The 24,134-nt window shown below is 43.6% G+C and carries 24 protein-coding genes; 6 read left to right on the top strand and 18 right to left on the bottom strand.

Going from position 1 to position 24,134, the window contains the following annotated elements:
• Positions 1–31 precede the first annotated feature (31 nt).
• The 8 genes from lgt to FKX92_RS01365 all read right to left on the bottom strand — a co-directional run bounded on the left by lgt (position 32) and on the right by FKX92_RS01365 (position 6,401).
• Complete coding sequence (gene lgt, locus FKX92_RS01400) at positions 32–817, bottom strand: prolipoprotein diacylglyceryl transferase (RefSeq protein ID WP_149565300.1); 786 nt, start codon at positions 815–817, stop codon at positions 32–34.
• Entirely contained in the window at positions 810–1,745 is a 936-nt protein-coding gene (gene hprK / locus FKX92_RS01395; protein WP_125340928.1) for an HPr(Ser) kinase/phosphatase, read from the bottom strand. The genes lgt and hprK overlap by 8 nt, the downstream gene beginning before the upstream one ends.
• A gap of 138 nt (positions 1,746–1,883) precedes the next feature.
• A complete protein-coding gene (locus FKX92_RS01390; protein ID WP_149565299.1) occupies positions 1,884–2,375 on the bottom strand; it encodes an NUDIX hydrolase in 492 nt (163 codons plus the stop codon).
• Positions 2,376–2,422: 47 nt separating this feature from the next.
• Positions 2,423–2,857 (bottom strand): preprotein translocase, encoded by a 435-nt coding sequence (locus tag FKX92_RS01385; RefSeq protein WP_149565298.1) that lies wholly within the window; start codon positions 2,855–2,857, stop codon positions 2,423–2,425.
• A 12-nt stretch (positions 2,858–2,869) separates the two neighbouring features.
• Positions 2,870–3,358: a histidine kinase gene (locus FKX92_RS01380; RefSeq protein WP_149565297.1), complete on the bottom strand. Its 489-nt coding sequence runs from the start codon at positions 3,356–3,358 to the stop codon at positions 2,870–2,872.
• 71 nt (positions 3,359–3,429) lie between these two features.
• Complete coding sequence (locus FKX92_RS01375) at positions 3,430–3,705, bottom strand: PspC domain-containing protein (protein ID WP_316250831.1); 276 nt, start codon at positions 3,703–3,705, stop codon at positions 3,430–3,432.
• A 139-nt stretch (positions 3,706–3,844) separates the two neighbouring features.
• Positions 3,845–4,282 carry a SprT family protein gene (locus FKX92_RS01370; protein WP_149565295.1) on the bottom strand — a complete coding sequence of 146 codons (438 nt, stop codon included), beginning with the start codon at positions 4,280–4,282 and terminating at the stop codon, positions 3,845–3,847.
• Complete coding sequence (locus FKX92_RS01365; RefSeq protein WP_149565294.1) at positions 4,269–6,401, bottom strand: Tex family protein; 2,133 nt, start codon at positions 6,399–6,401, stop codon at positions 4,269–4,271. The genes FKX92_RS01370 and FKX92_RS01365 overlap by 14 nt, the downstream gene beginning before the upstream one ends.
• A gap of 178 nt (positions 6,402–6,579) precedes the next feature.
• Here FKX92_RS01365 and FKX92_RS01360 point away from each other — a divergent pair, with 178 nt between their 5' ends.
• From FKX92_RS01360 to zwf, 4 genes are all read left to right on the top strand, one after another.
• Complete coding sequence (locus FKX92_RS01360; protein WP_002897213.1) at positions 6,580–6,717, top strand: SPJ_0845 family protein; 138 nt, start codon at positions 6,580–6,582, stop codon at positions 6,715–6,717.
• Positions 6,714–7,619, top strand: coding sequence for a permease (locus tag FKX92_RS01355; RefSeq protein ID WP_149565293.1), 906 nt, complete (start codon positions 6,714–6,716; stop codon positions 7,617–7,619). Before FKX92_RS01360 ends, FKX92_RS01355 begins: the two co-directional genes overlap by 4 nt.
• Positions 7,616–8,434 carry a TIGR03943 family putative permease subunit gene (locus tag FKX92_RS01350; RefSeq protein ID WP_002914763.1) on the top strand — a complete coding sequence of 273 codons (819 nt, stop codon included), beginning with the start codon at positions 7,616–7,618 and terminating at the stop codon, positions 8,432–8,434. Before FKX92_RS01355 ends, FKX92_RS01350 begins: the two co-directional genes overlap by 4 nt.
• A gap of 174 nt (positions 8,435–8,608) precedes the next feature.
• Positions 8,609–10,069: a glucose-6-phosphate dehydrogenase gene (zwf, locus tag FKX92_RS01345; protein ID WP_149565292.1), complete on the top strand. Its 1,461-nt coding sequence runs from the start codon at positions 8,609–8,611 to the stop codon at positions 10,067–10,069.
• 50 nt (positions 10,070–10,119) lie between these two features.
• On the opposite strand, the gene ftsY is transcribed toward zwf, so the two are convergent.
• The 10 genes from ftsY to yycF all read right to left on the bottom strand — a co-directional run bounded on the left by ftsY (position 10,120) and on the right by yycF (position 22,195).
• The gene (ftsY, locus tag FKX92_RS01340; RefSeq protein WP_149565291.1) at positions 10,120–11,652 is read right to left on the bottom strand and encodes a signal recognition particle-docking protein FtsY; all 1,533 of its coding nucleotides are present in this window, start codon (positions 11,650–11,652) and stop codon (positions 10,120–10,122) included.
• Positions 11,653–11,655: 3 nt separating this feature from the next.
• Positions 11,656–12,474: a Cof-type HAD-IIB family hydrolase gene (locus FKX92_RS01335; RefSeq protein WP_149565290.1), complete on the bottom strand. Its 819-nt coding sequence runs from the start codon at positions 12,472–12,474 to the stop codon at positions 11,656–11,658.
• On the bottom strand, positions 12,474–13,268 hold the full coding sequence (locus tag FKX92_RS01330; RefSeq protein ID WP_149565289.1) for a Cof-type HAD-IIB family hydrolase: 795 nt from the start codon (positions 13,266–13,268) through the stop codon (positions 12,474–12,476). The genes FKX92_RS01335 and FKX92_RS01330 overlap by 1 nt, the downstream gene beginning before the upstream one ends.
• 1 nt (position 13,269) lies before the next feature.
• The gene (smc, locus tag FKX92_RS01325; protein ID WP_149565288.1) at positions 13,270–16,806 is read right to left on the bottom strand and encodes a chromosome segregation protein SMC; all 3,537 of its coding nucleotides are present in this window, start codon (positions 16,804–16,806) and stop codon (positions 13,270–13,272) included.
• The gene (rnc, locus tag FKX92_RS01320; protein WP_002903151.1) at positions 16,797–17,495 is read right to left on the bottom strand and encodes a ribonuclease III; all 699 of its coding nucleotides are present in this window, start codon (positions 17,493–17,495) and stop codon (positions 16,797–16,799) included. Before rnc ends, smc begins: the two co-directional genes overlap by 10 nt.
• Positions 17,496–17,616: 121 nt before the next feature.
• Positions 17,617–17,976, bottom strand: a complete 360-nt coding sequence (locus FKX92_RS01315; RefSeq protein ID WP_002903152.1) for a YbaN family protein — start codon at positions 17,974–17,976, stop codon at positions 17,617–17,619.
• A 103-nt stretch (positions 17,977–18,079) separates the two neighbouring features.
• Positions 18,080–19,054, bottom strand: a complete 975-nt coding sequence (locus FKX92_RS01310) for a hypothetical protein (protein ID WP_149565287.1) — start codon at positions 19,052–19,054, stop codon at positions 18,080–18,082.
• A gap of 287 nt (positions 19,055–19,341) precedes the next feature.
• Positions 19,342–20,142, bottom strand: coding sequence for an MBL fold metallo-hydrolase (locus FKX92_RS01305; RefSeq protein WP_002913382.1), 801 nt, complete (start codon positions 20,140–20,142; stop codon positions 19,342–19,344).
• Positions 20,143–20,151: 9 nt separating this feature from the next.
• Positions 20,152–21,501 carry a cell wall metabolism sensor histidine kinase VicK gene (vicK, locus tag FKX92_RS01300; RefSeq protein WP_125331413.1) on the bottom strand — a complete coding sequence of 450 codons (1,350 nt, stop codon included), beginning with the start codon at positions 21,499–21,501 and terminating at the stop codon, positions 20,152–20,154.
• Complete coding sequence (yycF, locus tag FKX92_RS01295) at positions 21,494–22,195, bottom strand: response regulator YycF (RefSeq protein WP_002894937.1); 702 nt, start codon at positions 22,193–22,195, stop codon at positions 21,494–21,496. Before yycF ends, vicK begins: the two co-directional genes overlap by 8 nt.
• A gap of 340 nt (positions 22,196–22,535) precedes the next feature.
• On the opposite strand from yycF, the gene FKX92_RS01290 reads away from it, so the two are divergent.
• Both FKX92_RS01290 and FKX92_RS01285 read left to right on the top strand, forming a co-directional pair.
• Positions 22,536–23,297 (top strand): amino acid ABC transporter ATP-binding protein, encoded by a 762-nt coding sequence (locus tag FKX92_RS01290; RefSeq protein ID WP_002920730.1) that lies wholly within the window; start codon positions 22,536–22,538, stop codon positions 23,295–23,297.
• Positions 23,298–23,311: 14 nt separating this feature from the next.
• Positions 23,312–24,124, top strand: a complete 813-nt coding sequence (locus tag FKX92_RS01285) for a transporter substrate-binding domain-containing protein (protein WP_149565286.1) — start codon at positions 23,312–23,314, stop codon at positions 24,122–24,124.
• The last annotated feature ends 10 nt before the right edge of the window (positions 24,125–24,134 follow it).

Here is a 24,134-nt window from a genome sequence, read left to right as displayed (position 1 = left end):
TCTTACAAGAGTCAGCGGCTCTAAGCATTTCTTATTCTTGATAATAAGGTGCTTTCTTTTTTCTTTGGTAAATGATGATGCCGATTCCGACAAAAATAAGAATCAGCGACAGCCATTGGGAAACGCGCAGACCAGCAAACATAAGACTGTCCGTCCGCATACCCTCAATAATCATCCGGCCAAATCCATACCAAATTAGATAGAAGGCGGCGATTTCTCCCTGCCTCAGCAACTTAGGCCGACGGCGGAGAAAAATAATCAAGATAAAGCCAATTAGGTTCCATACAGATTCATAGAGGAAAGTTGGCTGTCTGTAGCTGCCCTCGATATACATATTCTCACGAATAAAACTAGGCAGATAGTTCAAACTCTTAACTGCCGCACCGTAGGCCTCATGGTTGGCAAAATTTCCCCAGCGCCCAATACTTTGAGCAATCATCACACTTGGTGCTGCGATATCTAGAAAATCGACTGGGTGAATCAACCTTCTCCGACAGAAGAAATAGAGAACGATGGCACCAGCTATCAGCCCACCGTAAATGGCAATCCCGGCTATTCCGCCATTCCAAAAATCAATGATTTTTATCAGATTCTTACCGTAATAATCCCACTCAAAGGCCACGTAATAAAGTCGGGCCCCCACGATGGCTACGGGAAAAGCTACTAGGATAAAATCCAAAATATCATCAGGAATAATCTTCCGACGCGGAGCCTCTTTCATGGCTAGATAGACGGCCAAGACCAAACCTGTGACAATACAGATAGCATACCAGCGAATACTGATAGGCCCTAGTTGGATAGCTACTGGATCAATCATGTTTCACCTCATTTCGGCTAATTAAATCGGTGAGGCGCTCTTCAAATATCTTTGTAGCATCATAGCCCATTTGCTTAGCTCGATAGTTCATCGCTGCAGCCTCAATCACGACTGAGATATTGCGGCCAGTCTTTACAGGAATCCGAATACGTGGAATTCTGACACCGGCAACCTCCAGCTCCTCTGTATCATTACCTAGACGGTCAAAAGTTTTTTGAGTATCGTAATTCTCCAAATAGACAGCTATCTGAACTTGAGAAGAATCTTTTACTGCACTGGCTCCGTATAAGCTCATGACATCGATGATACCAACACCACGAATTTCCAATAGGTGGCGCAGGATTTCAGCCGGTTCTCCCCAAAGGGTCACTTCATCCTTGGCATAGATATCCACTCGATCGTCCGCAACCAAACGATGGCCACGCTTAACCAACTCAAGCCCTGTTTCACTTTTACCAATTCCACTGTCTCCTTGGATGAGAACCCCCATGCCATAGATATCCATCAGGACCCCATGGACACTGGTTCTCTCAGCTAGCCGGGAATCAAGATAACTGGAAATTTCTCCAGACAAGCGACTGGTGGAGGTTTTGCTTCTAAGAATAGCAACCTGCTTCTCATCAGCCGCATCAATCATTTCTTTAGGAATCTCTAAATTTCGAGCAATGATAACCACCGGCGTCTCAGGCTGGAACATTTTCAGCAGTACTTGATGGCGATTATGAGAGCTCATCTTCATCAGATAAGACCACTCTTTCATCCCAATCAGTTGTATCCGCTCGGGTGTATAAAAATCAAAATATCCAGTCATTTCAAGTCCAGGTCGAGAAATATCTGAAGTTTTAATTTCTTTCTCCAGTAAAACTTTATCTCCGTACTCCTGAGACAGACGAGACATTTTTAAGAGGTCTTTGACCTTTACTGACATTGTCTTCTCCCTTCAAATTTGTCTGCTTCTATTATAGCAAATTTTTACCTCAAAAGAATCCTTAAGATTGATTTTAGAGCGAAAAAATATTTTGATTTAAATCAACTTTTTAGTAAAAATAGAAAAACAGCCATGGTCTTAGTCAAGCAGGCTGTTAAGAATCTTCTTTTGGTTATTAAAACAAGGATGGTTTTCTACAAAATCTGGGACCTCTTTCAGAGGCAACCAGACATGGGCATCTGTTTCGCCTTCCTGATAGCGGACTTGACTCTTATCGCCAGACACGACCACTTCATAGTAGTCGAAATGGCACTGATCATTGACAGAGCACACCTGCTCCAAAAGTCTGATGCTGTCAGGAACCAGGCCTGTTTCCTCTTTTAACTCACGTAGTGCAGCAGTCTGACTATCCTCTCCAGCCAGCACACTGCCTCCTGCTCCGAACTCATAATAGCCAGGATAAAGGCTTTTATTTGCTGAGCGCCGCATAAATAGAATATCACCATCCTGATGGCGAACCAAGACATTAACACAGAGATGAAACTGTCCTTCAGGAATTTTTTCTCCTCGAACCAGGAGTTGAGGGAGTTGATTTCGATTTAAGTCATAGGCATTCCAAACTTCTGTCATATTTCCTCCTTGGATAAATGATTAGGATTTCGTTGAATTTTCCAGGTTTAGTCTATTTCAGTTTGAGAAATAGCTCGCTTTTTATAGTTAGAAAGATTTATTGAATGAGCTATAGAGAATACGATTGTATTTGAAACTAGCATACCCAAAATATAAAATAGGCTATTAGGAAGGGAGTTTATTATTATTTGGAAACCTCCAACAAAACCATAAATTACAAGACATAGAACTGGCAGAAATAAGATAGATACAAGTCCTACTAAACGCTTTGAGCTTTGCTCCGGAGATAATACTTTCCAGAAAAAGAAGAAATTCCACAAGCCAAATGGAAAAGCTAGAATACCTATAAAGAAAACAAAGAAGCTAGCATATCCTCCTGCCACCATGCCCGCTGCAAAAATAAGAACTAGATGTAGAATTAAACTAATAATCAAATAGAGGAAAAATTTCCACAAATACACCGGTAAAGAAAATTGTTTCATAATGCTGCCTTTCTAATCTTCAAAATGATCTGATGAATCAAGCGACTCAGACTTTTCCCTTTGTTTAGCTATACGTAGATTCTCACGTGCCTTTTTGATAGAATAGGCTAAGAAATAAAGAAACGTATTAACCAGAAGAATAATGAAGAATATTGGAATCATGCTCTTAAGGCTATTGAACCAATTACTTAGACCAGCTGCATGAGAACTATTCAAAAAGAAAACAGAAACTGCAATAAAAAGCGGATGCATAAAAATAGATAGTAGCAAAACACTTTTTTTAAGAGATTGACTAGTTGGCGGTGTAAACAGAAAGAAGAAAAAATTCAAAAAGCCATAGCCAAAAATCATCATCCCTAGAAAAGACATTGTCAGACTAGTGCCGTAATTAGACTTAAGGAGAAAAGCCAGAAGACCAAGCCCTCCAAAACTAACAATAAATGACAGAATAATATAAAGCAAGAACTTGAGTGCATACCATATGATTGAAAATTTTTTCATAAAATCATTCTCTCCTCTTCATCTAGTAAAAAATCGGGAGTGCATCCCGAAATTTTCTATTTTATTAAGAATTACCAAAACCATCCGTCTTTATCGTCTTTGATAGCTTCCGCTTCTTTTCGTTTGCGTGGACCAGTTCCGTACATTTCTTCTTCTAAGTCTTCTTTATAAGGCATAACCATGGCCAGCAGGATATAGATGAGAATTCCCAAGCCGAAATTGACCACAGTAAAGATAATAAAGAGGAAGCGCACCAAGCTCAGATCAAAATCAAATTTATCACATAGACCGGACAAGACACCGGAAATCAATCGATTCTTTTTCAACTTATAGAATTTCACGTTCATGATAGAGACCTCAATGATCATATTTACTTTATTCTACCATATTTCATGAGAAAACAATCGGGCCAAAGGCTGATTATACCTTAGAAAATTCATTCTTTTGAAAAAAGAGAGTTCATTGAAGAACTCTCTTGCTGATTTATCAAGCTTTCTCTGACAAAAAGAGCTTGCCCATACAGCGTCCGCAACGGTATTTTTGAAGATTGACTCTACGTATGCGACGGATAAGTGCTCCGCATCTCAGGCATTCATAGATGAGAAAGGTTTGCGAGTCGGACAAGGATGGAGCATAACGCAAACCGTCAACTCGCTTGAGCAGGTCTTTAAAATCTCTATCCCTATGGCGATAACCTTTACCTTGATAATAGAGGTGATAGTGAGCTAACTCATGGCGGACAATTTTTCGAAAAGTCTCCAGCCCAAAAGTTTCATAGATTTTTGGGTTGAAATCCAGATGACCATCTTTAGGAAAGAAGCGTCCCCCTGTAGTACGGAGACGCTTATTCCAATAAGCTTGGTGGCGGAATTCCCAGCCAAAATCTTCAAGAGAAACCTGTTTGACGTACTCAGTTAGATTCATTTGGTGCTATCAGAGAGAGGTTGACCTTCTCCCGCTCCACATCCAATTTATCCACCCAGACAGTGACCAAGTCACCAACAGACAGGACTTGACTAGGATGCTTAATATAGTCTGTGCTCAGCTTGGAGATATGGATAAGACCGTCTTCGTGGATACCGATATCCACAAAGGCTCCGAAATCGACGACATTTCGGACGACCCCTTCTAGCTTTTGACCGATGCGCAAGTCCTTGATATCCAAGACATCCTGCCGCAAAACTGGCGCGTCAAAGGAATCTCGCAAATCCCGACCAGGCTTAAGCAAATCAGCAATAATATCTTTGAGGGTTTCTTCTCCCAAGCCTAGCTCTGCAGCCAAACTAGCAGTCTGAACTGCTTTTAATTTGGCTTGGGCTGCTTCATCCAAACTGCTAATTTCAAGACGCTTAAATAGCTCCTCCACCGCCTTATAAGACTCTGGGTGAACGCCTGTATTGTCTAGCAAGTTATCACTTTCTGGAATACGCAGGAAGCCGGCTGCCTGTTCAAAAGCCTTTGCGCCTAGACGCGGCACTTTCTTGATAGCCTCGCGAGACCGAATCAAGCCTTCAGTTTCCCGGTACTTGACAATATTTTCTGAGATAGTTTTATTAAGACCAGCTACATGAGCCAGCAGGGCAGGACTGGCTGTGTTGATATTAACTCCGACTTGGTTAACCACGGTATCAACGACAAAGTCCAGACTTTCAGACAGTTTTTTCTGACTGACATCATGCTGGTACTGACCAACTCCGATGGACTTAGGATCAATCTTAACCAGTTCAGCCAAAGGATCCTGCAATCGGCGGGCAATGGAAATAGCTGAACGCTTTTCAACCGTCAAATCAGGGAACTCATGACGGGCCAGTTCACTTGCTGAGTAGACAGATGCTCCGCTCTCATTAACGATAACATAGCTGACAGTTGGATGGGATTTCAAAACTTCTGCTACAAAAGCTTCACTTTCTCGGCTGGCAGTTCCGTTTCCGATGGCAATGATTTCCACGCCAAACTGCTCAATCAGCTCCGATAACTCTTTCTTAGAAGCTTCAATCTGAGCTGGCTTTGCTGGCGCTACTGGATAAATAACATGGGTCGTCAGCATTTTTCCTGTCGCATCAACAACAGCCAGCTTGGCTCCTGTCCGAAAGGCTGGATCAAAGCCCAGTACTACGCGGCCTTTGAGAGGAGCAATCAGAAGGAGATGACGGAGATTTTCTGAGAAGAGCTGAATTGCACCATCCTCAGCAGCTTCAGTCAGCTCGGTCCGAATACGGCGCTCCATGGCTGGAATGATTTTCTTTTTGACTGCTTGCTGGACAGCTTCGATAATATAGGCATTTTTCACCTTGAAACGTACTTCAAAGAAGCGCAGGATCTTCTCGAGATTGTGCTCAAAACCAACCTTGAGAATACCTAGCTTCTCACCACGATTAAGAGCCAGAGTCCTGTATCCTTGCATAGTCGCTACTTTTTCAGAAAAATCATAATAAATCTGGAAGACCTGCTTTTCATCCAAATCACCGTCTTTGAGACTGGATACGATAGAAGAATTGGTCTGCATCTCATGGTAGGTCCAAGCCCGCAGCTTAGTATCTTCGGAAATTGCTTCAGTCAGAATATCCACTGCTCCAGCTAGAGCAGCTTCTGCTGTTGGAAAGGCTTCACTAGTAAGTTTCTCTGCCTCTTCCTGCAAGTTAGCCGCATCCTGTAGGATGAAGCGGGCCAAAGGAAAGAGACCTGCTTCACGAGCAATAGTAGCCTTGGTACGGCGCTTCTCCTTGTAGGGCAGATAAAGTTCTTCCACATCAGCCAGCTTTTCAGCAGCCTCAATCTCAGAGCGCAGCGCATCCGTTAGTTTGCCCTGCTCCTCAATCTTAGCTAAGACCGTCGATTTACGTTCTGCCAAAGCTGTCATGCTCTTATCTAGGTCAATGATTGCCTTAATCTCGACCTCATCCAGATTTCCTGTCATTTCCTTACGGTAACGAGCAATAAAAGGAATCGTATTCCCTTCAGCGGTCAAATCTAGGACCTGTGATACTTGGCTTTCTTTAAGGCCCAATTTCTGGGCAATTTTTTCAATATTTATATTTTCCATAACAATCCTATTATATCACAAGTGCTTTGAAAGATAGGCAGTTTTAGAACTATTTAGTACTATTTGTACAAAAAAATTTAGGGTAAATCAGCGACAAAGAGTCTCCTATGTTTCAAAATTTCATTTTTTGATAATTGGTAGTATAATAGAATTATTATCTTAGAAATGAGGTGCCTCTATGGCTGTTAAATTTACTAGATCAGACGATTTGGACAAAATGTTCGAGGAGTTTGCGACCCTGCCCAAGATGGAAAAGGTAGAGTTCCCTGAGGAAGACAAGAAAAAATCTAAAAACGAGAAGGATAAGAAAGAATGAGCTTCTTCTCTCAGCTGCCGGCCAGTGTCCTGCAAGCCGGTGCCATCTTTCTCTCCATTATCATTGAAGCCCTGCCTTTTGTCTTAATCGGAAGTATTATTTCTGGCTTTATCGAGGTGTATGTCACGCCAGACAAAGTTTATCGTTTCCTACCCAAGAACAAATGGGCTCGGATTTTCTTTGGAAGCTTGGTTGGTTTTGTCTTTCCTTCTTGCGAGTGCGGAATCGTCCCTATTATAAATCGGTTTCTGGAAAAGAAAGTTCCCAGTTACACAGCTGTGCCTTTTCTGGTAACGGCGCCAGTCATCAACCCCATCGTGCTTTTTGCGACCTACTCAGCCTTTGGTAATTCCTTCCGAATGGCTCTGCTTCGTGCTTTAGGTTCTATGGTCGTGGCTATTCTTTTAGGGATTTTCCTGGGCTTCTTTGCAGACAGCAATATTCAAAAAGAAAATCGCAAGGCTGTTCATGAGCATGACTTTTCACATCTCAGCAAAGGAAAAAAGCTATTTCAGGTATTTGTGCAGGCCATTGACGAATTTTTCGATACAGGCCGCTATCTGGTCTTTGGCTGTCTCTTCGCCAGCCTGGTCCAAGTCTATGTGCCAACCAGAATCCTGACCTCTATCAGCTCGACACCAGCTGTTGCAATTCTTCTCCTCATGCTACTGTCCTTCCTGCTCTCACTTTGCAGCGAAGCTGATGCTTTCATCGGTAGCTCCTTGATTGCTAGCTTCGGCCTATCGCCAGTCTTAGCTTTCTTGGTCATTGGGCCTATGCTAGATGTCAAGAATCTGCTGATGATGAAAAACTACTTTAAGACACGCTTTATCTGGCAATTTATCAGCCTGGTTACCGTCGTCGTCTTTCTTTACTCTTGGCTTGTGGGGGTAGTGCTATGATTCGATTTCTAATCTTAGTCGGCTACTTTGAGATTACCATGTATCTGCAGCTGACGGGCAAGCTTAATCAATATATCAATCTCCACTATTCCTATCTGGCATACTTGTCTATGATTCTGTCCTTTGTCTTGGCAGTCGTGCAGCTTATCATCTGGATGAAAAAGATGGAGGTTCATAGTCATTTAAGCACTCGCTGGGCCAAGTTAGGCAGCGTGCTGCTCCTCGTCATTCCGCTTTTTGTAGGAATTTTCTTTCCAACTGTAACCTTGGATTCGACAACAGTTTCGGCTAAAGGATTTCATTTCCCGCTGGCTGAGGGAACTTCAACTGCTATTCAGCAGGACGAAGGCACAACCAGCCAATACCTGAAGCCGGACACCAGCACCTACTTTACCAAGGGGGCTTACGAAAAAGAAATGCGGGCAGCCGCTAAGAAATATGTCAAGCAAGATACCATTCAGGTCACAACTGAGAACTACATGGAAATCATGGAAGTCATCTATGATTATCCCGACGAGTTTGTAGGCAAGACGCTGGAGTTCACCGGGTTTGTCTACAATGACCCCAGCGATCAGAAGAGCCAATTTCTCTTTCGCTTCGGTATTATCCATTGTATCGCCGACTCAGGTGTCTATGGCCTCTTGACGACTGGAAATACCCAGCATTTCGAGAATAATACCTGGATTCATGCCAAGGGAAAAATTACCATGCATTACCATAAAAGTCTGGGGCAAAGCCTGCCAACTCTAGAAGTCGAAAGTTTTGATAAGGTAGAAAAACCGGACAATCCTTACGTTTATCGGGTATTTGAATAAAGAAAACGAGGCTGGCACAATCGTGTCTAAGCCTCATTTTTTGTATTTGAATATGTTTCAAGCAGCGGTCAATTTCTTTCTATTTATCCCCCTTTTCAGAAACCGAATTTCTGAATACAATCTTTAGAAAAATTGTGATAAAATAGAGACATCATTTAGAAAATAGGTATCAGGATGTCTTCAAAAGTTATTGTAACAATTTTCGGAGCCAGCGGTGACTTGGCCAAAAGAAAACTCTATCCATCCCTCTTCAGGCTCTATAAGTCTGGCAATCTTTCCAAGCATTTTGCAGTTATCGGAACCGCCCGCCGGCCTTGGAGCAAGGAGTATTTTGAGTCTGTAGTTGTCGAAGCAATCGCTGATTTAGCTGACAGTCCAGAGCAAGCCCAAGAGTTTGCCAGTCACTTCTACTATCAAAGTCATGATGTGCAGGATACCGAGCACTACATTGAGCTGCGCAAGCTTCAAAACCGACTCAATGAGCAGTACCAAGCCGAGCACAATAAGCTCTTCTTCCTGTCCATGGCTCCGCAATTTTTCGGAACCATTGCCAAACACCTCAAGTCTGAAAACATCGTAGATGGCAAAGGATTTGAACGCCTGATTGTCGAAAAACCTTTCGGAACAGACTTGGCAACTGCCAGCCAACTTAACGAAGAACTCTTGGCTGCCTTTAATGAAGAGCAGATTTTCCGTATTGACCATTATCTAGGCAAGGAAATGATTCAGAGCATCTTCGCTATCCGCTTTGCTAATCTTCTCTTTGAAAATATCTGGAATCGTGACTACATTGACAATGTCCAGATTACCTTTGCAGAAAAGCTAGGCGTCGAAGAACGCGGCGGTTACTATGACCAGTCCGGTGCTCTGCGCGATATGGTGCAGAATCATACCTTACAGCTCCTGTCACTCTTAGCTATGGACAAGCCGAAAAGCTTCAGCAAAGAGGACATTCGGGCAGAGAAAGTCAAAGTTTTTGAACGCTTGGTAGAGCCGAATAAAGAAGACCTAAAACGCTTCTTTATCCGCGGTCAGTATAAGTCTGGCACAGTCAAAGGCAAGAAATACATCTCCTACCGGAGCGAACCTAATGTCAATCCTGACTCCATGACTGAAACCTTTGCTTCAGGAGCTTTCTTCGTAAATAGTGAACGTTTCCGTGATGTTCCATTTTTCTTCCGAACTGGTAAACGCCTCACTGAAAAAGGCACTCTTGTCAATATCGTCTTTAAGCAGATGGAGTCTATCTTTGGTGAGGAATTAGCACCCAATGTTCTGACCATTCATATCCAGCCAACTGAGGGCTTCTCTCTCAGCATGAATGGCAAAGAGGTTGGCGAGCGCTTCAGCTTAGCTCCTCTCTCTCTGGACTATCGAACAGACGCAACAGCCAGCGGTGCTTCCCCTGATCCTTACGAAAAATTAATTTTTGACGTCCTTAACAATGACTCAACTAACTTCAGTCACTGGGATGAAGTCCGCTCTAGCTGGGAGCTGATTGATCAGATTGAAGAGCTCTGGCATAGCAATGAAGTGCCTCTCCATGAGTATCCTGTTGGATCTATGGGACCGGATGCCGCCTTTGAACTCCTTAGAGAATTTGGAGCTGACTGGCAGTGGTCTCCAAACAAATAAAATTTAAAAATTGTTCATAAAAAAACCAGTACTCGTACTGGTTTTTTGTTTTATACCAAGCCTTCAAGCAGGCCTTTCATAAAGTTCTCTGAGTTAAACTCACCGATATCATCAATCTTTTCTCCAAAACCAATCAGCTTCACTGGAATATCCAATTCCTGACGAATAGCTAACACAACCCCACCTCGAGCTGTTCCATCAATCTTTGTCAGTACAATTCCTGTGACTGGAGTAATTTTAGAAAATTCCTTGGCCTGAACCAGAGCATTCTGACCAGTTGAAGCATCGAGAGCTAGGAAAGTTTCATGTGGTGCTTCTGGATCTACCCGCTTAATAATGCGGCCAATTTTCTCCAGCTCCGCCATGAGATTGTCCTTATTTTGCAGGCGACCAGCCGTGTCAATCATAAGAACATCAACCTGCTCTGCCTGAGCACGCTCCATCCCGTCATAAACCACGCTGGCAGGGTCGCTCTTTTCAGGCCCTGTTACTACTGGAACGTCAACGCGCCGACCCCATTCAGCCAGCTGAGCCACTGCTCCAGCTCGGAATGTATCTGCTGCTACCAACATGACTTTCTTGCCTTGTTGTTTGTACTTATAGGCTAGTTTACCGATAGAGGTCGTTTTACCGACTCCGTTGACCCCAACAAAGAGCATGACAGTAAGCCCATTTTGGAAATTGATTTTTTCATTAAAGCGGCCATCTTTCTCATAAATGTCCACCAATTTTTCAATAATCAGCTGGCGCAGAGCAGCTGGTTTTTTAGCATTTTCCAGACGGGCTTCATAGCGTAATTCCTCAGTCAGACTGGAAGCCACTTGAACCCCTACATCACTAGTGATGAGCAGCTCTTCCAAGTCTTCGAAGAACTCTTCATCTACTGAGCGGAAATTAGCAAAGAAAGCATTGAGCCGTGCTCCAAATCCTGTCCGAGTCTTCTTTAGGCTGCGGTCATATTTTTCCTGAGTGGATTCCTCTTGAGGAAGTTCAGCAGACTCTTCTGTAGCTTCTGATTCTTCAGCAAAATCGACTGCTTGCTTGACCTGTTCTGATTCTGTTAGTGGCCCAGCTTCTGTTTCTAGCTCGAACTCATTATTTGAATCAGTTTCCACCTCGTCATAAGAAACTGCTTCATGCTCAGTATAAGATGATGCTTCATCTGACAGGTCTGTTTGTTCGACAAGTTCTTCTACCGTTTCGTCACTGCTTTCAGGCTGGTGCTCTCCTAGAGTTTCTTCAGTCTGAATTGCTCCTTGAGCCACTTCTTGATTTTCTGCAATAATTTCTCTTTCATGCTCTGGCTCCTTGCTTTCTTCTTGGTTAGCTTGAGATGCAAGCTCTTCTGTTACTAACTGCTCTTCAACATCAGCCAAACTATCTTTTGTATCCGAAATTTGGTCATCAAGTTGCTGCTCGCCCTGATAGGACTGAACAGCTTCCGCTTCAAGATTTTCTCTTGCTTCTGGAACAGGCGCTGTTTCTTCTTCAAGCTCGCCAATGTTTTCCAATGCTTCCTTGACAACTTCTTCAATCGGCGGTTCTTGTTTTTTTCGGCCGAAAAGGCGATCAAATAATCCCATCGGCTAATCCTCCTTTAGTACATATTCTTCAATAACCCAAGCCACTGCATCCTCATCATTGGTCATAGGTGTCACCACATTGGCTGCTTCTTTGACGATGGCTACTGCATTCTGCATGGCTACTCCCAGACCAGCCCACTCAATCATAGACAGATCGTTGGCTTCATCACCACAGGCCATGACCTGACTTCTCTCAATGCCTAAATGGGCAATCAGTTTCTCCAGACCGTTGGCTTTATGGACATTTTTTGGTGACCACTCCAGAAGCATTTCTCTAGATTTGAAAATCTCATAGCGCTCAAATAATTCTGGTGAAATTTGCTCAATGGCCGCATCCAGTGCTTCTTGAGCATAAGCAGTGACACATTTATTATAGGTCTGCTGGCTGGACAAATCACTGAAATCAATGGGCTCAAAAATCAAAGCTGGATTGAACTGGGCATAAAGCGAGTCTTGATCGGATTGAATCTGATAGACAAGTCCTTCGCAGATAGCATCAAGCGGGATATGGAGCTTGTCTGTCTCCTCGTAAATCCGCGCTACATCATCATAAGAAAAGACCGTTTTATCGAGGATTTCTCCAGTGTTGCGCTGAACAAGACCACCATTAAAAGTAATGGTGTACTCATCCTCTCGACCGTCTGTTCCCAGCTCATGCAGGAAAAAGTCCATGGCCTTGAGGGGACGACCAGTAGTCAGAACTACCTTAACTCCCTTATCCTGAGCTGCTTTTAGAGCTGCTAAATTGCGGTCAGAAATCTTCTTGTCTGAATTTAAAAGAGTTCCATCCAAGTCCAGAGCAATCAGTTTTATATCTGCCATTATAATCCCTCCATGTAAGTGATAACCGACTGAGCATCATGGTGACCGATGACTTCCTTGGCCACTTCTAAAATCTCAGGGCGAGCATTTTCAGTCGCGATCGGATAGCCAGCCACCTGCATCATGTGCAAATCGTTGAGATTATCACCAAAAACCATAACCTGAGAAAGATCTATGTCTAGCTTCTTGGCCAGCTCGACAATGGCAACCCCCTTATCCACATGGTCCAGAACGATGTCAATGGACTTGTAGCCCGTCGTCATAGCCTTGACACCGTTGATATTCTCATTGACCCAAGCTTCACCAGCTGCGACTTGGTCCTCAGCAAAATTGGTCGTAAACTTGAAAATTTCATCGTCGATATCAGCCAAGCTAGCCACTTTTTGAATGTTTTCATTATAATGAGCACTGAAGGAAAGATAGGTCGGATCCACAGTCTCCAAGACATAGCAGGCGCGTTTGCCCGTCAAAAGCAGCTCGTTGACATTGACATAGGGAGATTCCTGCAGCTTGTCAAAAACCTTGAGATAAAAGTCTCGTGGCATGGTTGCTTCATAGAGATCCTCGCCGTGAAACTCAACTAAACTGCCGTTTTCAGCAATAAAGATAATCTCATTGCGCACTTCCTCAAACAGCTTTTCCAGCGACAAGAGGCCCCGTCCGCTGGCTACGGCAAAGTACATATCTTTTTCTTTGAAGCGAGCCAAAACTTGCTTGAGACGGTCCATATCAAACTGACCTTTACTGTCCAAAAAGGTACCGTCCATATCCGTTGCTACTAATTTTATACTCATTTTACATACTTTCTAAATCTTTTAACTTGACCGAGACAATCTTGGAAACACCAGACTCCTGCATGGTAACTCCGTAAATAGAGTCTGCAGCTGACATGGTTCCCTTACGGTGAGTGACCACGATGAACTGGCTGTCCTTGTCAAAGCGATTGAGGTAATCCCCAAAGCGTTTAACATTGGCCTCGTCCAGCGCTGCTTCGACCTCGTCCAAGATAACAAAAGGAATGGTCTTAACGCGGATGATAGAGAAGAGCAGAGCCAAAGCTGACAAGGCCTTCTCGCCACCGCTCATCAGATTAAGCGACTGGATTTTCTTGCCAGGTGGCTGCACGGAGATTTCTACACCAGCCGTCAGCAAGTCACCCTCAGTCAATATTAGGTCTGCCGAACCACCACCAAACATCTGGCGGAAAGTCACCTTGAAGCTTTCACGAATGGCTTCAAAGGTTGATTTAAAGCGTTCCTTGACTTCGTCATTCATCTCTTCAATCGTCTCTAAGAGCAGATTTTTGGCTGATAGGACATCGTCTCGCTGCTCGTTGAGGAAGTTCAAACGGTTGCTGACTTCTTCAAACTGCTCGACTGCTTCCAGATTGACTGGACCTAAAGCTCGAATGGCTTTTTCCAGATCCTTCACCTGGCTTTCAGCAGCTGGCAGACTTTCTAACGGACGAGCCTGACTGCTTGCTTCATCAAAGCTCATTTGATAGTCATCTGTCAGATTGCTTGCCAGACGGCGCATGACATCCATGAGCTTATCCTTTTCTGCCTCTGCTTTAGCCTGCCGGCGAATCAATTCTTCATTTTGATGGCGGGCTTGCTCCAAACGACTGGCAATATCGTCAGACTGACCTTCTAAATCTTCAAGTTCAAATTTCAGACGAATCAGTCTTTGATCCAGCTCAATCTTTTCTTGCTTGGCGGTCTCTAATTGCACTTCCAGAATCGTAATATCCACCTTCTGCAGGCTGGACTGTTCCTTTTGCTCCATCAAAAGCTCCAAGGTTGCCTGCTCTTTTTCAAGATTGGCTTTTTCCTCGGACAGTCGCTCCAAGTCATTCTTTTCAAAGCGTTGGTTGGAGGTCAATTCTGTCCGCTGGAGCTTGAGTTCAGCCAGACGAGAGGAAAGCTTGTCAAAGCGAGCCTGAACTGCATCTTTGTTCGACTTAACCTGCTCTATTTCTGCAGTGATGTCCGTTTTTTCTTGCTCAATCTCGGTCAAGCGGGTCTGCAGTCGATCTTTCTCTTCTGAAATATCCAAAGCAGATTGACCAGCTAACTCCTGTTCCTGTAGATTTTTCAGACTTGTGAGTTCTTCTACACGCTTGGCCAACTGTTCATAGGCTAGATTAGCCTTTTGCTCAGCCAAGCGAGCCTGCTCACCGTCTGTCTTGATTTGTTCCAATACCTGCTTAGCCTGACTTAGTTGGTTTTGCAGAATTTGCACTGCTTCTTCCTGCTCTTTCAGGCTGACATTTTTCTGCTTAATCTCCTCTAGCAAAGCATCTAGCTCTGGCTTGATAAAGATAGTATTGTTATTGCGGTTGGCACCACCGGCATAGGAACCACCAGTCCGAAGCTCTGTTCCATCCAAAGTCACCATCCGAACCTGATAGCGCACTTGGCGAGCCGCCGCTCGAGCATTTTCTACCGTATCAAAAATAGCAGTCGTTCCCAGCAGATTTTGAAAAATGCTGTCTAACGATGACTCATAGCTGACCAAAGAAGAGGCCAGTCCCAGAAAACCGGCACTCTTTTCAATCGTAGTGCGATGATGGTCAGGCAGCTGACGCGGCTTGATAGTTGTTAAAGGCAGGAAGGTTGCCCGGCCAGCTCGATTTTTCTTCAGAAATTCGATAGCCCGAGTCGCAGCCGCCTCATCTTCCACGATGATATTCTGACTGCTAGCTCCCAACGCAATTTCCAGTGCTGTCTGATAGTGGGGGTCGAAGCTAAGCTTTTCGCTAACTGCTCCTACAATACCTCCTAGGCGGTCAGCCTCCTGCAGCACACTCTTGACTCCAGCATAGAAATTACTGTGATTTTTGAGAATGGCTTCCAAGCTATTTGAACGCGCCTGCTTGTTTTTGAGGTCGTCCAAAAGCTCAAACATCTTAGTCTGCTGATGCTTATAGTCTGCCTCTAGTTTCTCTACTAACTGGATCTGACTCTGGTAGTCTGCTAGTAGATTCTTGAGGGCTTGGCGAGCAATTTCCAACTCCTCCAAACCAGCCTGCTCCTGAGTCTGACTAGCCTCCAAATCAGCCTGCAGCTTAGCATAGTCAGCTTTCTTGCTCTCAGCTAATTTAAGCTCGCTAGCCAGCTGGCTCTCCAGAGAAGTCAAGTCATTAGAAAGATTTGCCTCTTCCTGCATGAGCTTGACATACTGCTCACGCAGATGTTCAATCAGCTGGTCTGGATCATCTGAGAAGTCTGCTAATTCTGCTTCCAAAGCAGCGATAGACTGATCATTGTCACTCAGTTTGGCAGCTATTTGGCTCAATTCTGCTTGCTTGTCTTCTATGTTGCTTTCTATCTGAGCCAGTTTTTTTGACAAAGCGGCCAAACGTTCTTCATTTTCCCGACGGCTCGTCGCTGCCTGGCTGGACTCCAACTTAGAAAGGTCAATCTGGCGCTCCAAATCACTGATTAAGCGGGTCAATTCCAGCAAACTAGCCTGATCATCAGACAAAGTTTGATTGAGCTCATGGCGCTTGGCCTTCAAGGTTTGATTTTCAACTTCCAGCTCATCGCGCTTGCTGTAGTAGGCTGCTAGCTCCTGCTGGATATTCGTTAAATCTTCTTCAGCCTTGGTCAGCCTTTCCTTGTTAGCTGTCAGCTGAGCGACCAAAACATCCAAGTAAAGCTCTCGGCGCTGGCCATCCAGACTCAAGAAGCGCTTAGCAGTTTCAGCCTGCTTCTCCAAGGGCTTGACCTGGCTCTCCAGCTCGTAGATTATGTCTTCCAGACGGTCCAGATTATCCTGAGTTTGACTAAGCTTGCTTTCCGTTTCTTTGCGACGTGTCTTATACTTAAGCACTCCAGCCGCCTCTTCAAAGATTGCCCGGCGTTCCTCGGGCTTGCTGTTAAAGATTTCTTCAACTTTCCCTTGGGAAATGATGGAGAAGGAATCTCGTCCCAGCCCAGTATCCATGAAGAGATCATGGACATCGCGCAGACGGACTTTTTTACCGTCAATCTTATACTCACTGTCACCGCTGCGGTAAATGTGACGCTCCACCCGAATCTCATTGGCAGCATCCTTGATAAATTGGTCACTGTTATCCAGAACCACTACCACTGATGCGTAATTTAGTGGCTTGCGGGTTTCTGTTCCCGCAAAAATCACATCGGGCATCTTGCCGCCCCGCAGACTTTTCACACTGGACTCTCCCAAGGCCCAGCGCAGGCTCTCCGTAATATTGGACTTGCCGGAACCATTTGGCCCAACAACCGCTGTCACTCCCTGATCAAAGACAACTTTAGTCTTGTCAGCAAATGACTTGAAGCCCTGAATTTCAATTTCCTTTAAAAACATGAAGAACTTTCCTTTTCAAATGCGTTTTTAGCAGCTTCCTGCTCGGCCAGCTTTTTAGAACGCCCCTGGCCTTGACCGGACTTACGACCATTGATGAGAACGGCCACCTCGAAATTTTTGGCATGAGCCGGCCCTGTTTCAGAGACGACCTGATAGGCAATTTCCACATCGCCATTAATCTGCAGCAACTCCTGCAGCTTAGTCTTATAGTCCGTCACCCGCTCAAAATCTCCCGCTTCCACCTTGGGAATCATGACTTGATAGAGAAAGCTTTTGACTGCTTCCACACCCTTATCCAAGAGCAAAGCGCCTAAAAAGGCCTCGAACAAATCACCTAAAATCGTATCACGATTCCGGCCGCCAGACTTCTCCTCACCGCGTCCCAGCTTGATAAACTGATCAAACTGACAATCACGAGCAAAGCCTGCCAAGCTCTCCTCCCGAACAATCATGGAGCGCAGCTTGGATAGGTCGCCCTCTGGTCTCTTAGGATACTTGGTATAAAGATACTCCGAAATAATCAGTTGCAGAACAGCGTCTCCTAAAAATTCCAAGCGCTCATTGTGTGAAATTTTTAAGAGGCGGTGCTCATTGGCATAGCTCGTATGGGTAAAAGCCGTTTCCAACAAGGTCTCATCAGAGAAAACCAAGTCAAACTGCTCCAGCAATGCTTTTTTCAAATTTTCCATTACTATTTTAGATCATGCTGACTTCAGTCAGATAAGCAGCACGATACCTTTTCCTTTCCAAAGATATACAGTCTCTATTATAACAAAAAACAGGCGCAAACGCACCTGCTGACAGTGATTTCTATTCCTTATCCGGAATTACTTTAAACAAATAATAGGTGATAAAAACGGTCAGACCCAACAGTCCAATCTTAACCCAAATAATAGGCGCTAGAAAAATGGAAATACCCATCAAGATATAGATGGAAACGATAATCTTTTTCTTACGCTCCTTGGCAATCGTTCCCGTCTCTCGAAAATCCGCCACATAGGTCTGATACATCTTTGTATGATAGAGCCAATTCTCAAAGCGCTTGGAACTGCGCGAAAAGCAGGCAATGGACAAGAGAAGAAATGGTGTCGTCGGCAGGAGAGGCAGAAAAATCCCCAAAACTCCTAACCCTAAAGATAATAGACCTACCACAAAGTAAATTGGCCGCATACAAGCTCCTTTCCGATATTTAAGAATCACTTAAGTTCATTCTCTGACTAAGAAAAGTTCAAACTATCGATTTTTAATATTTAAAACGGGTATAGATGAATTTTTAATTGTTCTTCTGCTCATTTTTATTCTCCATCTCTTTTTTTCGCTGCTCTTGAATTTTAGAGACTTCTTTTTGCCACTCCATGTAGTCTTTATAAGTATCTAATGTTTTATTCTCATTATAATCTTCACTCGTAACAATATCAACTGTTTTTTCACCTACTGGAGTAAACCAATGGCGTAGGATTTGGTATTCTTCTTCTGCAGTAACCAATCCTTGACGAAATCCAATAGAACTTATTTGTGAATCATCTTCCATATGCTGTATAATTTCTGGATACTCTCGACTTAAATTAATCTCCTCCGACAACTTACTACCAGAATTCAAAGTCAGTCGATCTCTATCCAGCGAAGCGCCTCTTTCTTTGAGAATATCATAAAAATTTGTCCCATAAATCAAATCTCCCAATCTATATTGATAGCGTGATTCTAAATGGTGCAAGATGGGATTCTCATCTTCTATCTTATATGTTTCTAAATTTAATAAGACAAATGTGGGACTATCTCCCTTCCACTTACGGAGCTCCAAAATTTGATAATCTTGACCATCTTGGTAAATAACGCTTCCTAAGGCCCCTAAATAGTAAGAGGAATCATATTTTTTTACCAAAGCATACAAATCCACCTTATGAGCGCTTGGTTTCTTCTGCTCAATATCATAGATGTATATATTCCAATACCAACCTTCTGATGGTCTCTCCGAAGAACTGGCTCTATCAAATCTCCGCTCATCTGTCACTAAGTAGCGCTGCCCAAGGCCTCCATTTGGAAATATATCTTTGTTGGATGATTGTATCAAAACAAACTGATTTTTATCACCGAAAGTTTCAATATTTTCTATTTTTGGCTTCTTAATTTCTCCATATTCAACTTTTGGTACTTTCCTATTGAACGCTATGTAACAATAGATAAAAGCACCTATCAATGCAAGTCCTACAGCCATAATGGTAATTAAGATATATTTTTTTCGAAACATTCTCAGAACCTCCCTTGGGCAATACGATTGAAATCAGCTTCTCGCATAAAAACTTACCACAACTATTTTTGTATTAACTTATTATATCACACAGTCCTTTAAAGTAGAGAAAAAGAGACTGGGACAAAAGTGTCTCAGTCTAGCTTTACTATGTTCAAAAGGTCTTGATTCCCCATCTGATTTCTCAACAACAACTGGCTGTTGAGATTGTAAACCCTAATTGCGAAGTAACTTACTTTCGATTTTGTCCATCTTTTCACTTCAAAAAGTTCCTTTGATGAAAACTTTTAAATACTCGTCAAAGGCGTTGCGGTATCAGGCGAGGTATCATAGACCTGGAAGTCGTGGCCAACCGCCATATCAGCTTGAGCCAGTTGATTGACCATGGTCATGTGAGCCAATTCCTTGATATTGTTTTCCTTACTGAGATGCCCTAGATAGATCCGCTTGGTACGATTGCCCAGAGTCCGAATCATGGTCTCTGCTCCATCTTCATTGGACAAGTGACCCATATCCGAAAGAATCCGCTGCTTGAGACTCCAAGGATAGGCACCGCTGCGAAGAATTTCAATATCATGGTTGCTCTCAATCAAGTACCCGTCGGCATTTTCGATAATCCCAGCCATCCGGTCACTGACATAGCCCGTATCCGTCAGCATGACAAAACTCTTGTCATCCTTCATAAAGCGGTAAAATTGCGGACAGGCTGCGTCATGACTGACACCAAAGCTCTCCACATCCAAGTCTCCAAAGGTCTTGGTCTTGCCTAACTCAAAGATATGCTTTTGACTAGCATCCAGCTTGCCCAAGTCCTTTTCCATAGCCTTCCAAGTAGCCTCATTAGCATAAATATCCAGATGATACTTGCGAGCCAATACACCAACACCATGAATGTGGTCCTTGTGCTCATGGGTTACTAAAATAGCATCCAAATCCTCAGGCTTGCGGTCAATTTCGCCCAGCAAGCTCGTAATTTTTTTCCCTGATAAGCCAGCGTCAACCAGAATCCGCTTTTGGTCTGTTTCCAGATAGAAACAATTACCGCTTGATCCTGACGCCAGAATACTGTATTGAAATCCTTTAGTCATGTTTACTTTCTATATATCATCTTCATTATCCCAGTCGTCATCCCGGACGCCATCATTCTCATAAGGCAAGACAATGGTAAAGGTCGAGCCCACACCATACTCACTCTTAGCCCAGATAAAGCCCTGATGCTGCTTGATAATTTCCTTGGCAATAGCCAGTCCTAGACCCGTTCCGCCCTGAGCACGGCTGCGTGCCTTGTCCACTCGATAAAAGCGGTCAAAAATCTTAGGCAGGTCCTGCTTGGGAATTCCCAGACCTTCATCCGCAATCGAGAGAATCAACTGCTCATCTGTTGTCTTGATGGAAACAGTAATGGTTCCACCATCCGGCGAATACTTGATGGCATTGTTCATGATATTATCAATCACCTGAGTCAGCTTATCTGTATCAATCTCCACCCAAATCGGTGTAATGGGATAATCACGGATAATCTCGTATTTCTTGGTCTCGTCTTGATTCTTTATCTTGTCAAAGCGATTGAGGATAAAGGTGATAAAGGCTGTGAAATTCGTCAGCTCTACTTCCAGATGACTGGTCTCATTGTCAATACGGGACAGACTAAGCAAGTCCGTCACCATCCGCATCATGCGGTTGGTTTCATTGAGCGATACTTTGACAAAGTCGGGTGCTACAGGCTCAGACAAGGCTCCCTCATCCAGGGCTTCCAGATAGGACTTAACACTGGTCAGCGGAGTCCGCAACTCGTGGCTGACGTTGGAAACAAAGAGGCGACGCTCCCGCTCTTCCTTGTCCTGCTCTGTCGTGTCATGCAAGACAGCTACCAAACCAGAAATGAAGCCCGACTCCCGCCGTACCAAGGCAAAGCGAACCCGCAAGCTCAAGTACTCACCATTTTCATCCTGAGAATCTATCGTCAGCTCAGGAACATTGGTAATCAGGTCCCTCAAATCATACTCGTCTGAAATCGAAAGCAGATCCAAAATACTCATATTTTGGACCTCATCTCTCTTAACTCCCAACTGCTTGGTTGCCATATCGTTGATAGTGATAATCTGCCCTCGGCGGTTGGTCGCAAGCACGCCATCTGTCATATAGGACAGGATACTGGAAAGGCGTTTTGTTTCTTGCTCAAGGTTTTCATGTGTCAGTCGAATGACCTCTGAAAGATCATTGATACTGTTGGTCATATCTGTGATTTCCGGACTCCCTTGCATGTCCAGCACTTCAGAATAGTCACCTGCAATCAAATCTTTAACCTTTTGATTAAGTTGTACAAGCTTTTGGTTATCACGGCGATTTTCCAATAAAAGCAAGGCCACAACTACAATGAAGCCAATAATAATGATTGCAAAGACAAAATCCGCAGAAACCACAAATTGTTTAATTGCTTCAATCATTATTTCTCATATAGTAGCCAACTCCGCGGCGAGTCAAGATATACTCGGGCCGGCTTGGCGTATCTTCAATCTTTTCACGCAAGCGGCGGATAGTCACATCCACTGTACGGACATCACCAAAATAGTCATAGCCCCATACCGTTTCCAGTAAATGCTCACGTGTCATTACCTGGCCGATATGTGTCGCCAAATGGTGAAGCAATTCAAACTCGCGGTGGGTCAGTTCCAGCTCCTTGCCATGCTTCTTAGCTACAAAAGCATCTGGCAAAATCTGCAGTTCCCCAATGGTCAGCTCGTTCGGGCCACTTTCTTCTACTTGATTTTCAACAACAAGGTCTGCCCGACGAAGAAGTGCCTTGACGCGCGCCTGCAGCTCACGATTTGAGAAAGGCTTGGTCACATAGTCATCTGCACCGATTTCAAGACCGATAACCTTGTCAAACTCACTGTCCTTAGCAGACAATACAATAATCGGAACATTGCTGGTCTTGCGAATAGTCCGAGCCACTTCCAGTCCATCCACTTCTGGCAGCATCAAATCCAGAATCAAGATGTCTGGCTGTTCTGCCTCAAACATTTCCAAGGCTTCCTTACCATCAAAGGCAGTCAAAACCTCATAGCCTTCCTTGGCCATATTAAACTTAATAATATCTGAGATTGGTTTCTCATCATCTACAACTAATATTTTCTTCATATGTTCACCTTAACATAAGATTGGGATTGAATCAACTCCATGATAGAAAAGTTATGACATAGTCAGCTAAGTCGTCCTGCATCAAAACGTGCAAAAGGCAATCTAGTTTGCCTAGCTAGACTCCCAATCCAATTTTATTTATTTATATAGTCTTATTATACCAAAGTTTTCTTAAAAAACACTAATTCAAGCCATTTTTATTCCACATTTGTAGAAAATGGACAATTCTCATCCAAAAAAATTTTTCTCTGAATGGAAATACTCATTTTTATTCAATTTGACAGTTTATTTATTCTATGGTAAAATCTATGTCATATTATCTAACACAAAGGAGAAAGATATGGCTTTAGTTGAATTTAAAAATGTCGAAAAGTATTACGGAGACTACCATGCTCTGCGCAATATCAATCTCAGTTTTGAAAAAGGGCAAGTGGTTGTACTGTTGGGTCCATCCGGTTCAGGAAAATCTACTCTTATCCGTACAATCAACGCTTTAGAAGGCATTGATCAGGGGAGCTTGATCGTCAATGGCCACGAGGTCACGAACACTGCTGCCAAAGATTTGGTCAACTTACGCAAAGAAGTCGGAATGGTCTTTCAACATTTTAATCTTTACCCCCACAAAACGGTGTTAGAAAATGTTACCTTGGCACCTATTAAAGTTCTAGGAATGGATAAACAAGAAGCTAAAAAAATCGCTCAAAAATATCTAGAATTTGTCAACATGTGGGACAAGAAAGACTCTTATCCAGGCATGCTGTCCGGTGGACAAAAGCAAAGGATTGCCATTGCCCGCGGTTTAGCCATGCATCCTGAGCTCCTGCTCTTTGATGAACCAACTTCTGCCCTAGACCCTGAAACAATCGGGGATGTTCTGGCTGTTATGCAAAAATTAGCCAAAGACGGCATGAACATGATTGTGGTTACACACGAAATGGGCTTTGCTCGTGAGGTAGCTGACCGTATTATCTTCATGGCAGACGGTGAAGTGCTGGTGGATACTACTGATGTTGATGCTTTCTTTGACAATCCTACCGAGCCTCGCGCTAAGCAGTTTCTCAGTAAAATTATCAACCACGAGAGTGATAACGTGCTTTCTTAAAAAGGAGAAGACCTATGAAACTTAAAAAAATAATCATCAGCCTACTCTTACTCCTTCTGACTCTAGGCTTGATTCATGTGGCTCCTGCACAAGCCGATTCCACTACCAGCCAACAGGTCAAGGCTATCCAGAAACGCGGAGTCCTCAATGTCGGTGTTAAGCAGGATGTACCTAACTTTGGTTACCTCAATCCTGATAGTAATTCCTACAGCGGTCTAGAAATCGATATTGCAAAGAAGATTGCTAAGGAACTAGGCGTCAAAATCAACTACGTCCCAGTTACCGCACAAACTCGCGGACCACTTCTGGACAACGGACAAGTTGACATGGTAATTGCGACTTTTACCATCACAGATGAGCGTAAGGAAATCTATAATTTCACAACCCCTTACTACACCGATGCTTCTGGTTTTTTGGTTAATAAATCCAGCAAAATTACAGACGTCAAGGACTTGAATAATAAGACTATCGGCGTCGTCCAAGGCTCTATCACTCAGAGCTTGCTAGAAGAAATCGCCCAAGAGAAAAAACTCAACTTCAAATATGTGGAGTTAGGCTCCTATCCGGAACTTGCTGTTTCCTTGCGGGCTCACCGTATTGATGCCATTTCTGTTGACAAATCCATCTTGACCGGCTATGTAAGCTCCAAGTCAAACATTCTGGATTACAGCTTCAAAAAAGCCGATTATGGTGTGGTAACAAAAAAATCCAATACTCAATTGAATGACTATGTAGATGGCCTAATCTCTAAATGGAAGGAAAACGGCAGTCTGCAGAAACTTTATGACAAATATGATTTAAAACCATCTGCTTCAACGGATGATTAGAAAGGAGATC

Origin of the sequence: Streptococcus sanguinis, from assembly GCF_008329445.1 — a bacterium.
In the GTDB taxonomy this organism is placed as follows: Bacteria; Bacillota; Bacilli; order Lactobacillales; family Streptococcaceae; genus Streptococcus; species Streptococcus sanguinis_O.
The sequence above is the reverse complement of the archived record's forward strand: the minus strand, read 5'-3'. Positions and strand labels throughout refer to the sequence as shown.